At 40.3% G+C, this 14,764-nt stretch carries 10 protein-coding genes; 4 read left to right on the forward strand and 6 right to left on the reverse strand.

Annotated features, from left to right (window positions below):
- Positions 1 to 152 precede the first annotated feature (152 nt).
- The 3 genes from QR40_RS04535 (at position 153) to QR40_RS04545 (ending at position 3,655) form a co-directional block, all read left to right on the forward strand.
- Positions 153 to 2,288 (forward strand): extracellular solute-binding protein, encoded by a 2,136-nt coding sequence (locus QR40_RS04535; RefSeq protein ID WP_160295774.1) that lies wholly within the window; start codon positions 153 to 155, stop codon positions 2,286 to 2,288.
- Positions 2,289 to 2,497: 209 nt separating this feature from the next.
- Positions 2,498 to 3,067, forward strand: a complete 570-nt coding sequence (locus QR40_RS04540) for a TetR/AcrR family transcriptional regulator (RefSeq protein ID WP_027295936.1) — start codon at positions 2,498 to 2,500, stop codon at positions 3,065 to 3,067.
- Positions 3,068 to 3,091: 24 nt separating this feature from the next.
- On the forward strand, positions 3,092 to 3,655 hold the full coding sequence (locus tag QR40_RS04545) for a flavodoxin domain-containing protein (protein WP_044293665.1): 564 nt from the start codon (positions 3,092 to 3,094) through the stop codon (positions 3,653 to 3,655).
- Positions 3,656 to 3,821: 166 nt separating this feature from the next.
- Here QR40_RS04545 and QR40_RS04550 read toward each other — a convergent pair whose 3' ends face one another.
- The 6 genes from QR40_RS04550 to QR40_RS04575 all read right to left on the reverse strand — a co-directional run bounded on the left by QR40_RS04550 (position 3,822) and on the right by QR40_RS04575 (position 8,932).
- The gene (locus QR40_RS04550) at positions 3,822 to 4,763 is read right to left on the reverse strand and encodes a zinc dependent phospholipase C family protein (protein ID WP_044293667.1); all 942 of its coding nucleotides are present in this window, start codon (positions 4,761 to 4,763) and stop codon (positions 3,822 to 3,824) included.
- Positions 4,764 to 4,869: 106 nt separating this feature from the next.
- Complete coding sequence (locus QR40_RS04555; protein ID WP_044293669.1) at positions 4,870 to 5,463, reverse strand: ATP-dependent Clp protease proteolytic subunit; 594 nt, start codon at positions 5,461 to 5,463, stop codon at positions 4,870 to 4,872.
- Positions 5,460 to 5,930 carry a helix-turn-helix transcriptional regulator gene (locus QR40_RS04560; protein ID WP_063837569.1) on the reverse strand — a complete coding sequence of 157 codons (471 nt, stop codon included), beginning with the start codon at positions 5,928 to 5,930 and terminating at the stop codon, positions 5,460 to 5,462. The genes QR40_RS04555 and QR40_RS04560 overlap by 4 nt, the downstream gene beginning before the upstream one ends.
- 135 nt (positions 5,931 to 6,065) lie before the next feature.
- Positions 6,066 to 7,427: a sensor histidine kinase gene (locus QR40_RS04565; RefSeq protein WP_027295941.1), complete on the reverse strand. Its 1,362-nt coding sequence runs from the start codon at positions 7,425 to 7,427 to the stop codon at positions 6,066 to 6,068.
- Positions 7,420 to 8,070: a response regulator transcription factor gene (locus QR40_RS04570; RefSeq protein ID WP_027295942.1), complete on the reverse strand. Its 651-nt coding sequence runs from the start codon at positions 8,068 to 8,070 to the stop codon at positions 7,420 to 7,422. The genes QR40_RS04565 and QR40_RS04570 overlap by 8 nt, the downstream gene beginning before the upstream one ends.
- 25 nt (positions 8,071 to 8,095) lie before the next feature.
- Positions 8,096 to 8,932: a metallophosphoesterase gene (locus tag QR40_RS04575; RefSeq protein WP_027295943.1), complete on the reverse strand. Its 837-nt coding sequence runs from the start codon at positions 8,930 to 8,932 to the stop codon at positions 8,096 to 8,098.
- A 299-nt stretch (positions 8,933 to 9,231) separates the two neighbouring features.
- Here QR40_RS04575 and QR40_RS04580 point away from each other — a divergent pair, with 299 nt between their 5' ends.
- Positions 9,232 to 14,568, forward strand: a complete 5,337-nt coding sequence (locus QR40_RS04580) for a glycoside hydrolase family 98 domain-containing protein (protein ID WP_044293671.1) — start codon at positions 9,232 to 9,234, stop codon at positions 14,566 to 14,568.
- Positions 14,569 to 14,764 lie beyond the last annotated feature (196 nt).

The following is a 14,764-nucleotide window of genomic DNA, read 5'->3' on the forward strand; positions in this document are numbered from 1 at the left end:
TAAATTTTATTTATTATAGCACAGCTGAGCGGAGTAATCTTTAATAAATTATAAAGAAGTCCATGGCATTTTAGAAGTTTCTTCGAGATATTCGTGTTAGTATAGATTTGAACACGAAAGGAAGGGGCGCACATATGAAAAAAATTTGTTTGATGGCAATTTTAGTTTTCTTATTCATGATTCTTGGAACAGGATGCAGTCAAAAGAAAGTCAGTGAGAAATTTAATGGTAAGGGGTACATGGAGGACGATATTGAACTGCCATTTGATCAGGATAGGGAGAAGGCAATATCATTTGTGAAAGTGAAGAAAAGCCAAATGTATCTGTACTCCAGGGAGAAAGAATCTGGTGATTATCATATTTATGAATTACTGAAAGACCATAGCTGGAAAGAGAAAAGTGAAAGCGGATTGACAGAGTTTTTTAAAAATGTAACATATGAACCAAGAATTATTGAGAGCGGTTTGGATGGAAATATTTATATGCTTTACTTTGATGATGATTATTTACCTCATATTGCTAAACAGCAGGGCAATACGATAGAAGAAGTTTTTATTGCGGATCTTAAGAAAGACGGATTAGAGCAGCAACCTGTAGATCCTAACGGGATAAAAAGTCTGGAAGATGGGAGGATCATTATTTCTTATAATTCAGAAAAAGGAGCAGTTTTATACGATCGAGAAGGAAAAAAGATCAGAAGGTTTGATAAGTGGGAATTAGGAGTGAATGTAACGAAAAATATTGGTGTATGTCCGGGGCTATTTCTATCCGTTAATGACACAGGAACGGGATTTTGTTTATATGATATAGAAACAGGGGAAAAGAAAAATGAAATAAAGGTTGGAGAATTGGCGGGACGCAGTTATCTGAAGGAAGGCGGCGGGCAAGATTTTTTCTTTTTGAATGATGAGGGGATTCATCATATTATGGCAGACGGCAGTATCGTGGAAACAATCATAGAAGGGGATGAAATGCCGGCTCTTAAGTTAGATCAGGAGACTGTTTCTTTTGAAATAGGGGAAAATAATAGCTTTTATGTGATGTTTCAGAAATCTGGGAATGCATCTTTAAAATACTATAACTATGACAAGAAGCAGCGAAAGGAAGATTCCACAATACTTAAAATGGCGGGATTGGCAAAAAGTAATACAATACAGCAGGCGATTACTGAATTTGAAAAGAAGAATCCGGATGTGAAAATAGAATACCAGGATTATGGAGAAACCAAGGATCGTACTACCCTGTCAGATACGATAAGAATTATAAATACAGAAGTCTTGGCGGGTGAAAAAGGGCCGGATTTGATTATACTTGACGGACTTCCGGCCGATGCTTATGCAGCAAAGGGTGCGCTTTTGGATTTGTCTGTTATAGCAGATGAAATGGAAGGAGAATTAGGGTTACTGGATAATTTAAGCTTGCAAAAAGATAATAAGGGCAGAATATTTTCCATTTCATCCAGATTTGGGGTGCCTCTTTTAATTGGTAATGAAGATGCAATCAGGCAAATGGAATCTTTAGACAGTCTGGAAAAATATCTGAATCGTACGGATGCAGATCAAATTATAGAAAGTGATATTTATGAAAAAATTGCACAAAATATTTTCTATATGTATTATAACGATCTCAAGGCTGCTTCATTTCGGGAACAAGACCTTGAACAATATATAAATGTAGTAATGAAGCTGGTACGTAAGACAGGTGCAAAGAGCAGGGAAGAGGGGAGAGAAGAAGATAAAAATATGTTTCGGTTAGGATTCCCCTCTAATACTGGAAAATACAGAGTTGCCATAGAGGAGATGAAAAGCGTTATGGATTTATCATTACCTGTAACTTTTCAGGGTAAATATGAAACTCAGGTAAAAACGATAAAGTCACTATATACACCTTATGACATGGTAGGTATTCATGCAGCATCTGAGCATATGGATGAAGCAAAAGAATTTATCAGGACTTTGCTGTCGAAAAAAATGCAGAGTCTAGAGTTAGGGGAAGGATTTCCTGTGATTAGGCAAACTTTTCAAGATTTGAAGCCTGTAGAGTCTGATGTGGAAGCAATGGTGGAGGGGGATGAAGAAGATCAGATTATTACGTTTATACAAGCTGATGAAGCAGAACTGGAAGAGTTTAAAAAAATAGCTGTGGAATTAAAACACCCACTAATCGTGGATACAATTATAGAGGAATTGATGATGGAACAAATGAACAGAGTCTATGCAGGGAGTGCATCCAGCAGTGTGGCAGCAAGGGAATTAGCGTCAAAGATCAGATTATACCGGAGTGAATAAAAGGATACGCAGAAGAAGAATTTGGGAAATTAGTTTTCAAATTCTTCTTCTGCATTTTTTTAATAATATTATCAGCAGGTAAGGAGAAATTTGTTGACAGAAAGCAAGAGAAAATATATAATTATATTTATATAAAGTATATTATATAAAGTATGTTATGTAAATTCGTTACACATAGATAGTGTATGACTGGCACACAGGAGGAAAAAATGCCAAAACAGAGAATAACAAAAGAAATGATACTGGATACTGCTTTTACATTAACAAGAGAGCAGGGATTTGAACGTGTAATTACAAAGGAGATTGCTGAGCGGATAGGTTGTTCGGTTCAGCCGATCTACAGTTATTATAAGAATATGGAGGAATTAAAAAAGGATTTGTTTCATAAGGCAGTGGTTTTTTATGGAGACTTTATTGCCAGAAATGCTGATCCGAAGGAATTCTTCAGGAGTGTAGGATATTGCCAGATTAAATTTGCCAGAAAAGAACCCCATCTGTTTTGGCTGCTATTTATGATGAAACAGGACAATTTGAACAGTTTTGAGGATATATATGAAAAGCGCAGCAATAAAAAGGTTACGGATAGAATTGCAGAGGAATTTGATATTACGCCGGAGTGTGCAAAAGCATTACATATGAATATGCTGATTTATACCCATGGAATTTCTTCCATGCTGGTTACGGGGTCAGTGCAGTTGGATGATGTAGAGATAAGAAAGATGCTGGATTTAGCATTTGATGCTTTTTTAAGTAAAGTAACATATACTCGTAGAGGATAAATAGCAAATAGGAGGAGAGTAACTATGAATGAGGTTGTAGTAATTTATCAGTCAAAATATGGAGCAGCAAAAAAATATGCAGAATGGATTGCAGAAGCTTTGGGTGCTGATTTATTTGAAAGAAGGAAGATAGCACCAGAAAAAATGATGGAATATGATACGGTCATTTACGGTGGAGGAATTTATGCAGGTGGTATTGCAGGGATTTCCCTGATTGGAAAAAATTATGAGAGGATTAAAGGGAAAAATATCATTTTATTTACCTGCGGTCTTGCAAATACAAAAGTTGAAGAAAATGTAAAACATATTCGGGAGGGGATGGAGAAAGCATTACCAAAAGAGCTGATGAAGCAGGCTAAGCTGTATCATTTTCGCGGATATATGGATTATAGTAAATTGACGTCAGTACATAAATTGATGATGAAAATGATGAATAACATGATAGTTAAGAAACCGGAAAATGAGAAAACATCAGAGGACAGAGAATTTATAGCTACATACGGTAAAGCAGTTGATTTTACGGATCAGAGTAGTATCGGGGAACTGGTGGAGCAGTATAAGAAGTATCATAAAGTTAATCCGAATTAATCTGGAAAAAGCGAATTCTGTTAGGGGAACAATGACAGAAGATCCGGCGACTGCACTATAGCAAGCCGAACCCCCGTCCTTTTGTACACAATTCCCATCCACAATCCACAAAGCGTCCTTAATCAGCAATCAGCAAAAGCCAATTTTAAGCTGAAATGATCATCTATCAGGTATTTTCCAGTCCACTGTGGAATGAGCGGTTCCCGATATTTGCAAGCAGACGTTCCTGACTGCCTGGTATGCTGCTGATTTTGTGTTCCAGCAGAATCAGTGTTTTATGGTATGCACTGACGGCTTTATTTAATAGATCTTCCACGGAATCCTGAGAAATCAGACTGGTGTTCCAGGGATTTTCCCAGTCTTCCTTCTGTTCATTCAGCACTTTGGCGGTATCCATCTCATGGGGTGTCTGAATCATTGGAGAGAACCATTCATATCCAAAAATATGGGTCTCAAACCAATGCCAGAACTTCTTTTTAAGACCTGTTGAATCATGCAGAAGAGAAGTGCCCATCCGCATACAGGATATGGCATGGGAGATATTTCTGGAAGAATAGTTCTGTTTGTAGACCTTTCGTGCAACCTGGCTGATCAATGCTGATATGGCAGATTGTTCAGCAACTGAGAGGGCGATGGTACGGGATTGGTAAAACTGACCCGGCTGCAGCCCTTTTCTCTTCTCCAGATATAAAATATCAAAGCAGGATTCCAGTTCAAAATGTTTTGCATAATACTGGTTGCCGTTTTTCCTTCCAACCTGATATTCTGTACGGGCATACACGTAGGGATGAAACAGGCCGTCCAGTGTGTAATGCCCCAGAAATCCTGCTAAATAGGCAGTAATGATATTTTTCTCTTCTTCTTCTTTCAGATGTTCTCTATAATCTAACATTGTTTGAAAAAGTTCTCTTGCGTGTTCTTCATGCATGAGGGAACCGATATTTTCTTTTCTTAGGTAGGCTGCAGGATAGTAGAAAAAAATATCCGGTCCCTGAAGTCCAAGACAGTATGCAGCGGTATGAGCATGAATGGTATTTTGCAGGATGCCCGGGGAAAGCAACCTATAAGTATCCACTCCAAATAAGTAATGTAAAGTAAATCCTGGCATATTTCAATCTCCTTTGGTATAATTCTGGTTTTAATAAGATCTTATTCTTATCATTGCCCAAAATCAAGACTTTAAGAGTAATCTTATGATTTTCTTCACATTTTATTTATATTTCTGAAACTCGATTGACGTATACATGATCAATCAGTCCGTAGGCTTTTGCCTCTTCAGCACTCATAAAATTATCCCGGTCTGTATCACGCTCAATTTCTTCTATGGTGCGGCCCGAATTTTCAGCCAGAATCCGGTTAAGACGCTGCTTACTCTTCTGCAAATAGTCAGAAAGAATTTTAATGTCACTGGTCTGGCCTTTTATGCCGCCGGAGGAAGGCTGGTGAATCATAATTTCTGAATTTGGCAAGGCAAAACGCTTGCCCTTTGCACCGCCTGCCAATAAAAATGCTCCAAAGCTTGCAGCCATTCCGATACAGATGGTGGAAACATCGCATTTGATATAATTCATGGTATCGTAAATTGCAAATCCTGCAGATACGGAACCACCCGGACTGTTAATGTATAACTGGATATCCTTACCCGGATCCTGGCCTTCCAGATACAGAAGCTGACTGGTAACCAGACTGGCAGAAGCATCGGTGACTTCTTCACCCAGAAAAATAATCCGGTCATCCAGCAGGCGGGAGTAAATGTCAAAACTGCGTTCACCGCGACTGGTCTGTTCAACTACATAAGGTATAATCATGCTGCAATCCCCCTGACTTCAGACAGTTGTATACAAAAGCTGGTAATGGTATTGTATCCTTTTGCAGAATTGTCTGCGAATACCTGAATTGCCGGACAAAATTCCTGGAAAAGCACAAATCGCTCCTGCCTGGGTGTAAAAATGTGAAGGCTCCGGCAGGTCTGGGGAGTACATTGATATAATTGCCGGAACGCCAGTGTAAAAGCCTGTTGGGAATCATAACCCGCATTACAGGAAATCTCTGCAATAGGAATGTCGGTCTCTGCCAAAAGTCTGGCAGCTTCTGTCAGTCTGCGTCTCTGGATATATTTATGCATGGTGCAGCCTACCACACTGGAAAATATGCGGTTCAGATAGTATTTTGAATAGTTCATATTCTGTGAAATATCGTCAAGATGGATTTTTTCCTGCAGATGGGATTCAATGTAGGATACAATCTCCACAACAATATCGTTTTTATCACTCATAGTAATGCCCCCTTTCGTGATGGTCATGATTTTTTATTATAGCAGATATGTCTTAGGGTGTCTTAATAAAAAGTGCTCTCTTTATGGACAAGAGAGCACTTTTTTAGATTCAAATAAATTACGAATAACTTAGCATTAAAAGCGTATCGTGAAAGTAATTACCCCATCATCAATCTGGCAGTTATATGCAAAACCCTGTTTCTGTGCAGCTGCACTTACAATGGAAAGTCCAAGTCCGGTACCGGACAGCTCTTTATTCCGGGATTTCTCGGCAACATAGAACGGATCCCAGATTCTTTCCAAAAGAATATTGTGGTTGTGGGCTACACCGTTGGAGGTCTGAAAAATAATCCTGCCGTATTCCTCATATAACCGTATGTTTATATGGCTGTTGGAAGTATATTTTACCGCATTAGAGATCAGATTGGAAAATATGGCAGTAATTCCTTCCAGACTTGCAGTGATAACTACATCCGGCAGGATGTCTGCTTGCAGAGTGAGCTGCTTGTTTTCTAACTCCAGCTGATATTCTTCGATCATTCCGGTGAGCATACTGCTGATCTCTACAGATTCTTTGGGATAGTCTTTTTGCCGGATGCGGGATAAATCAAGAAGTCCTTCAATGAGCCTTTCCATTTTTTCATTCTGGCGGATAACCGTGTCCAAGAAAGTGCCGTCATCAATGCCGTCTTTAATGCCGCAGGTATAAGCTTTAATCAGGGCCACCGGTGTCTTCAGATCATGGGATACATTGCCAAGTAGAGCTTCCATCTGTCGGTTTTTTTCAATCAGAGCTTCCTGGGATTCTTTTAGTTTGCAGCTCATGTCATTGATGCTGCTGGCAAGGTCTTCCAGCTCATCGTTTGTCCTGATTTCTATCTGACTGAAATTCTGGTTGGAAATATCCTTTGTCAGTGCGCTGATCTCTGAAAGGGGAGTAGTAATTTTCTTAACCAGAAAATAGATGAGAATCATCATAATAATTACTGCGGCTAAAAAGATACATAAGGTAATGCCATTGATCAATGAGACGATCTCGCTGATATTTGGAATGATGATAGCTACTCCTGCAAAGGTTTCCTCTAAATTCAAGTATTCTACAAGTATACTGTAATGCAGCTTGGATTGGTTGTAGATGCGCAGTTGTCTCCCGTTTGCCATTGTATTCAGGTAATCCTGATCCCAAAGCCAGTAACGGTCCAGCCCCAGACCTTTATCCAGAAACGCATTGCGGAGGCGTTCATTTAATACATCAATATCAGAGGTATTGTCTACGCGGGCAATTACTACATCCCTGGATTCTTCCAGTGCGGCAATGGCTTCGTCTAATGATTCTGCATTTTGCATAAGTGTATTACAAATTTCATTAATTTCTGACTTTCTTTCATAGATATAATATCTTCCGATAAACTGTGAATTTACAACGACTGATATTAATACAACGACAATTAAAACGGCTGAAATACTCAATAGAAATTTTTTGGCAAGTTTACTCATTTTGATTCTCCAACATGTATCCGATACCGATGTGGGTAGTGATATACTTTTCTCCTATTTTATTGCGAAGTCTCCGTATATGGGTATCCAGGGTGCGTTCATCGCCATAATAGTCCATTCCCCAAACGCTGGAAAGTAATTGTTCTCTGGATAGAATCATGCCCTGGTTCAGGAAAAAGGTGTAAAGGAGTTCGTATTCTTTTTTGGTTAGTTTTATTTCTTCCTGCCGTATTTTTACGATTCTGGTGTCCGGATTTAAGGTAAGGCTGCCGCAGGTAAGCAGTTTTCCCAGCTGAAAAAGTTTTTCAATCCGAAGGAGCAGGATCTTTGGCTCAAAAGGTTTGCGTATATAGTCGTCTGCACCATAAGTCAGACCTGCAATTTCGTCAGAAATCTCCCCCTTCGCTGTGAGCATTATAATTCTTATGGGCATATGATATTCACGCACAGCCTTGCACAGGGCAATCCCGTCCATGACAGGCATCATCCAGTCAGAAATCAAAAGGTCGAATTTTTCTTTGCACAATAGATCAAAAGCCTCCCGTCCATCGGAAACGGCAGCAACTTCATGACCTGCTCCGGTAAGATAGAGCTTCATGATCTTCTGCATATCTTTTTCGTCTTCTGCGATTAATATTTTCATAATTATCCTCCTGATAGCGCAAGCTTTATAGTCCAATATTGAATACCGCAATTTCGGGAGGCACCATAAATCGTGCCGGAATATGAGAAGTCCCAATACCGGTATTTACATAGAGTTTCATATTGTTATCGATATCATAAAATCCGGATGTATATTTTTCAGCAAGTGATGTAACCGGGCTTTTGATAAATGGAAGTTTTACCTGGCCTCCGTGACTGTGACCCGCCAGAAGCAGATTGGCAGAGCCAGCCTCAAAACGGTCTGCAATATCCGGTTCGTGCAGCAAAATGATCCGATAATCAGGATCATCTTCCATGTAGCGCAAAGTAGTTGATATATCTGGAAATCCAAGCAGGGCATCGTCCAGACCGCCGATGAATAATTCATGCCCCTTTGTGGTAGTTACGGTGATACCTTCATTTTTCAGCAGTGTAAAGCCGGAATTCGACATAATATCTGCATAAACCCGGGAGGCACCGCCGCCATAGTCACGATTTCCCCAGACAGCATATTTACCATATGACGCATTCAGGGCTGACAGTGCCGAAGTAACGGCATCTACAGCCTTATATTTTGAAAAGTTATCAAACAAGTCCCCGGTAAAGACAATGACATCCGGTGAAAGATCATTAACCTTGTCCACAAGTTCTTCAAGTTTATTTTCTGTATAAGAGGCATTTACCTGGATATCGGATAACTGTACCACACGGATAACTTGTGTGATCTTTCTGTCGGGAGCATTCAGGTCATAGTAATGGGTGAACACCATAAAGGGTTCTATCTTAAATGCATATCCGGCAAGCAGTGCGGCAGTTAAGAAAAGGCAAAGCATAAAAATCAGGGTTCTTTTTAAAATTTTCATATTCACATGTTCCTTTCGTATGGATCAGTCATAATGATAGAACGTCCATGTTACAGGTATGTGAATTCTTTACATCTTTATTATATCCGTCATTTAGTCAAATGCAATTAAAAATTAAAAAAACGTATTATATGGTAATTTCAGGCAAAAATTCGATGAAAAAAGTAAAAAATTAGTAATCTGTAATATCTTGCGGTGGGAGTGGTCAAAAATGTGATGAAAGGGGGCAGATAATCGCATTCATTTAACTACCTCCTCAATTTATAATTAATAAAAGAGTTATAAGGAGGAGGATTTATATGAAGTTTAGGGCAAAAAAACTAGTGGCACTTTTAACCGCATCCTGTATGTGTCTCGCTTCACCATTGAGCGCTGCGGCAGAAAGTGGCACAGGAACCAGATTAGTGAAAGGGCAAACGGGGTATTTGACAGAGGAACAGGCTATCCGGAACCAGGAGCAGACAACCGAAGAAAGGGAGCAGAAGTTAACCGGGGAAGAGACAGCAGAGGTTTTGATGGAAGGTACAAAAGACAGCGGGATTGTACAGACAGAAGAAGTACAGACAAAAGAAATGCAGACAGAAGATGCGCAGACAGAAGAAGTACAGACAGAAGAAATGCAGACAGAAGATGCGCAGACAAAAGAAGTACAGACAGAAGAAATGCAGACAGAAGATGCGCAGACAGAAGAAGTACAGACAAAAGAAGAACCGGCAGAAGAAACACACATGAAAGAAATACAGACGCAAGGGACAAAGAAAGCGTCAGATAGGAACGGAAAGGCAAGGGTAACTGAAATTCTGGAAGATGCCCAGGATCCAGCAAACCGGATTGTGTATCTGTCAGACCTGCAATGGAAGTCAGAAAATCATACAGTAGATAGCGAGCTGCCTACCAGAAAGGATAAGTCCTTTGGCGGCGGAAAAATTACGCTAAAAGTGGATGGAACGGTAACAGAATTTGATAAGGGGATTGGAACACAGACAGATTCCACCATTGTGTACGATCTGGAGGGAAAGGGATATACAAAGTTTGAAACTTACGTGGGTGTAGACTACAGCCAGAAAGAAAACATTCCGGGGGAAGTCTGCGACGTAAAATTCAGGGTGAAAATTGATGACAAGATTGTATCAGAAACCGGTGTACTGGATCCGCTTTCGAATGCGGTTAAGATTTCTGTTAACATACCCGATACAGCCAAAACTTTAACATTATACGCGGATAAAGTAACGGAAACTTGGTCTGATCACGCCAATTGGGCAGATGCAAAATTTTATCAGGCACTGCCGGAACCCGAAAATGTTGCATTCAAAAAAACGGTAGTGACACGAAAGACATCAGATAATTCGGAGGCTCCTGTTAATCCGGATTCAGCAGTTAACAGTTCTAAGGCTGTTGACGGTGTTATTGACAGCTCCAGTTATTTTGATTTTGGAGATCAGGCAAATAGCGGAGCCGTAAGGGAGTCACTCTATATGGAGGTAGATTTAAAAGGGAGCTATTTACTGTCCGATATACAACTGTGGAGATACTGGAAAGATGGCAGAACTTATGCAGCTACTGCAATTGTAGTAGCTGAGGATGAGAACTTTGAAAATGCAGCAGTTATCTATAACTCGGATACGACGGGAGAAATACATCACCTGGGAGCAGGAAGTGATATGCTCTATGCAGAAACAGAAAGTGGCAAGACATTTCCGGTACCGGAAAATACAAAAGCAAGGTATATCAGAGTTTATACATATGGTGTTAATGGGACATCAGGCGTAACAAATCACATTGTAGAATTAAAGGTGAATGCTTACGTATTTGGAGATGAAATCTTACCGGAAAAGCCGGATGACAGCAAGATTTTCCCAAATGCAGTTAATCCGCTGAAGCTACAGGGACCGGGCACGAATGATCAGGTAACCCACCCGGATGTTACGGTGTTTGATGAGCCGTGGAATGGGTATAAATACTGGATGGCATATACACCGAATAAACCGGGAAGTTCCTATTTTGAAAATCCCTGTATAGCTGCATCCAACGATGGCGTAAACTGGGAGTTTCCTGCCCAGAACCCTGTACAGCCGCGCTATGACAGTGAAATAGAAAATCAAAATGAACATAACTGTGATACCGATATTGTATATGACCCGGTAAATGACCGGTTGATTATGTACTGGGAATGGGCACAGGATGAGGCGGTTAATGGTAAAACACATCGTTCTGAAATCAGATACCGTGTTTCTTATGATGGGATTAACTGGGGAGTGGAAGACAAAACTGGTGTTTTGATGACTGGACCAACGGATCATGGCTGCGCCATTGCCACAGAAGGCGAAAGATATTCAGACCTTTCTCCAACCGTAGTATATGATAAAACAGAAAAAATCTACAAAATGTGGGCAAATGATGCCGGAGATGTAGGATATGAAAACAAACAGAATAACAAAGTATGGTATCGGACATCCCAAGACGGGATCAGCAATTGGTCGGATAAGACTTACGTGGAGAATTTTCTTGGAGTAAATGAAGACGGGCTGCAGATGTATCCATGGCACCAGGATATCCAGTGGGTAGAGGAATTTCAGGAATATTGGGCACTTCAGCAGGCATTTCCGGCAGGAAGCGGACCGGATAATTCTTCCCTGCGTTTCTCGAAATCCAAAGATGGTCTTCATTGGGAGCCGGTATCTGAAAAAGCTTTAATTACAGTAGGGGCACCCGGGACCTGGGATGCAGGACAGATATACCGTTCTACTTTCTGGTATGAGCCAGGTGGGGCAAAAGGAAACGGAACATTCCATATCTGGTATGCTGCATTGGCGGAAGGCCAGTCTCACTGGGATATAGGATATACATCTGCAAACTATGCAGATGCCATGTACAAATTAACGGGAAGCAGACCGGAAGTGGAAAAAAGAATAGAGGTAAATAATGAAAATCCTCTGCTGATTATGCCGCTTTACGGAAAGTCTTACAGTGAATCAGGAAGTACCCTGGATTGGGGAGATGATCTGGTTTCACGCTGGAAACAGGTTCCGGAAGATTTAAAAGAAAACGCAGTTATTGAAATTCATCTGGGTGGCAAGATTGGCTTAAATGAAAGTGATTCCCACACGGCAAAAGCGTTTTATGAGCAGCAGCTGGCAATTGCCCAGGAAAATAACATCCCGGTAATGATGGTGGTAGCTACGGCAGGCCAGCAGAACTACTGGACGGGAACAGCGAATCTGGATGCTGAGTGGATTGACCGGATGTTCAAGCAGCACAGTGTGTTAAAAGGAATTATGTCCACTGAAAATTATTGGACTGACTACAATAAGGTTGCTACTATGGGTGCCGATTATCTGCGGGTTGCAGCTGAAAACGGCGGATATTTTGTATGGAGCGAGCACCAGGAGGGTGTTATTGAAAATGTAATAGCAAATGAGAAATTTAATGAAGCATTGAAACTTTACGGTAATAATTTTATTTTCACCTGGAAGAACACGCCTGCCGGTACTAACTCCAATGCAGGAACAGCCAGCTATATGCAGGGCCTCTGGCTAACCGGAATTTGTGCACAATGGGGCGGTCTGGCTGATACCTGGAAATGGTATGAAAAAGGATTTGGTAAATTATTTGATGGTCAGTATTCTTATAATCCGGGTGGGGAAGAAGCAAGACCGGTTGCAACCGAACCGGAAGCACTGCTTGGTATCGAAATGATGAGTATCTATACAAATGGCGGATGTGTCTACAACTTTGAGCACCCGGCGTATGTATATGGTTCTTATAACCAGAATTCACCTTGCTTTGAAAATGTAATTGCAGAGTTCATGCGCTATGCGATTAAGAATCCGGCACCAGGTAAAGAGGAAGTGCTTGCTGATACAAAAGCAGTGTTCTATGGAAAATTAAGTTCTTTAAAGAGTGCAGGAAACTTACTGCAAAAAGGTTTGAACTGGGAAGATGCCACACTGCCAACCCAGACTACGGGTCGATATGGATTAATACCTGCAGTCCCGGAGGCAGTAGATGAAAAAACTGTAAAAGCAGTATTCGGCGATATTGAGATATTGAATCAATCCAGTGCACAGCTTGCGAATAAAGATGCGAAAAAAGCATATTTTGAAGAAAAATATCCGGAACAGTATACCGGTACGGCATTTGGACAGCTATTGAATGATACCTGGTATTTATACAACAGTAATGTGAATGTGGATGGGGTGCAAAATGCAAAACTTCCGTTAGAAGGTAATAAATCCGTAGATATTACAATGACACCGCATACTTATGTGATCCTGGATGATCAGGATGGTGAGCTTCAGATTAAACTGAACAATTATCGTGTGGATAAAGACAGTATCTGGGAAGGATACGGCACCACGGTGACGGACCGCTGGGATACGGACCACAATACCAAACTTCAGGACTGGATACGGGATGAGTATATTCCAAATCCGGACGATGATACCTTCAGAGATACAACCTTTGAACTGGTTGGACTGGAAAGTGAGCCGGAGGTAAATGTAACTAATGGCTTAAAGGATCAGTATCAGGAACCGGTTGTGGAATATGATGCCGCTGCAGGTACGGCTATGATTACTGTATCCGGAAATGGCTGGGTAGATCTGACAATTGACACGAACACGGCAGAAGTACCCCAGGTTGATAAAGCAAAGTTAAATTCCAAAATAGCAGAAGCTAAAGGGATCAGACAGGGGAACTATACGGATGAATCCTACAAAGCTCTTCAGGAAGAGATTGGAAAATCCCAGGCGGTATCAAACAAAACAGATGCCACACAGGAGGAAGTAAATGCACAGTTAAGCAGGTTAGAAAGTGCAATAGCCAGATTAAAAGAAAAACCGGCGGTGGTATCCAAAACGGCATTAAATGCAAAAATAGCTGAGGCAAAAGGGATCAGACAAGGAAACTATACGGATGAATCCTACAAAGCCCTGCAAAATGCAATAGTAAAAGCTCAGGAGTTATCAAACAAAACAGATGCCACACAGCAGCAGGTAAATGATCTGGTATCAGCATTAACAAATGCAATTAAAAATTTAAAAATAGATGCAGATAAGCTGGCAGCAGAGTCAGCAAAGAAAGTAGCGGCAGTTAAGGTTGCCGTAAAAGCAGTATCCTATAAATCAAAAGAGATTAAATTATCCTGGAAAACGGTAGCAGATGCGGACGGATATGTAATCCGTGTAAAGACAGGCAAAAAGTGGAGTACGGAGAAGACCATTAAGAACAACCGCATAATCACTTATACTTATAAGAAAGGTACTCCCGGTAAGAAATATGTATTTGAAGTAAAAGCTTTTAAGAAAGTAAATGGAAAGACGACCTATAGTAAATACAAAACAGCCACTAAAAAAGTTGTGCCGCAAACGGTGACCGCAAAGGCAAAAGCTTCTAAAAATAATGTAGTGGTAAAATGGAACAAAGTGTCTGGCGCATCCGGATATGTTGTTATGAAAAAGAAAGGGAAAACATGGGTAAAGGCTGCGCAGGTAAATGCAAAGAAACTATACTTTACGGATAAGAAGGTCAAAAAAGGAAAAGTATATTCATACAAAGTAAAGGCTTACAAAGTATATAAAGGTAAAAAAGTATATGGAAGCTATAGCAAGTCTGTAAATGTTAAAACAAAGTCATAAGAATCTCTATCGTTTTTTTTACCAGAATCAAATCATTTTATGATGATTAGTCAAAAAATAGCAATAATTTTAAAAATATTTAAAAATGTGGGTGTCGCAGTAAAAAAAATGAAAGAAATGGATAGCTTTGTTTATTGTAAGAAATTAGGCCGCATGATAGGATTTTGAAATAGGGTAGAGCGGAAAAATTTTACAT

The sequence above is a fragment of the Robinsoniella peoriensis genome, from assembly GCF_000797495.1.
In the GTDB taxonomy this organism is placed as follows: Bacteria; Bacillota; Clostridia; order Lachnospirales; family Lachnospiraceae; genus Robinsoniella; species Robinsoniella peoriensis.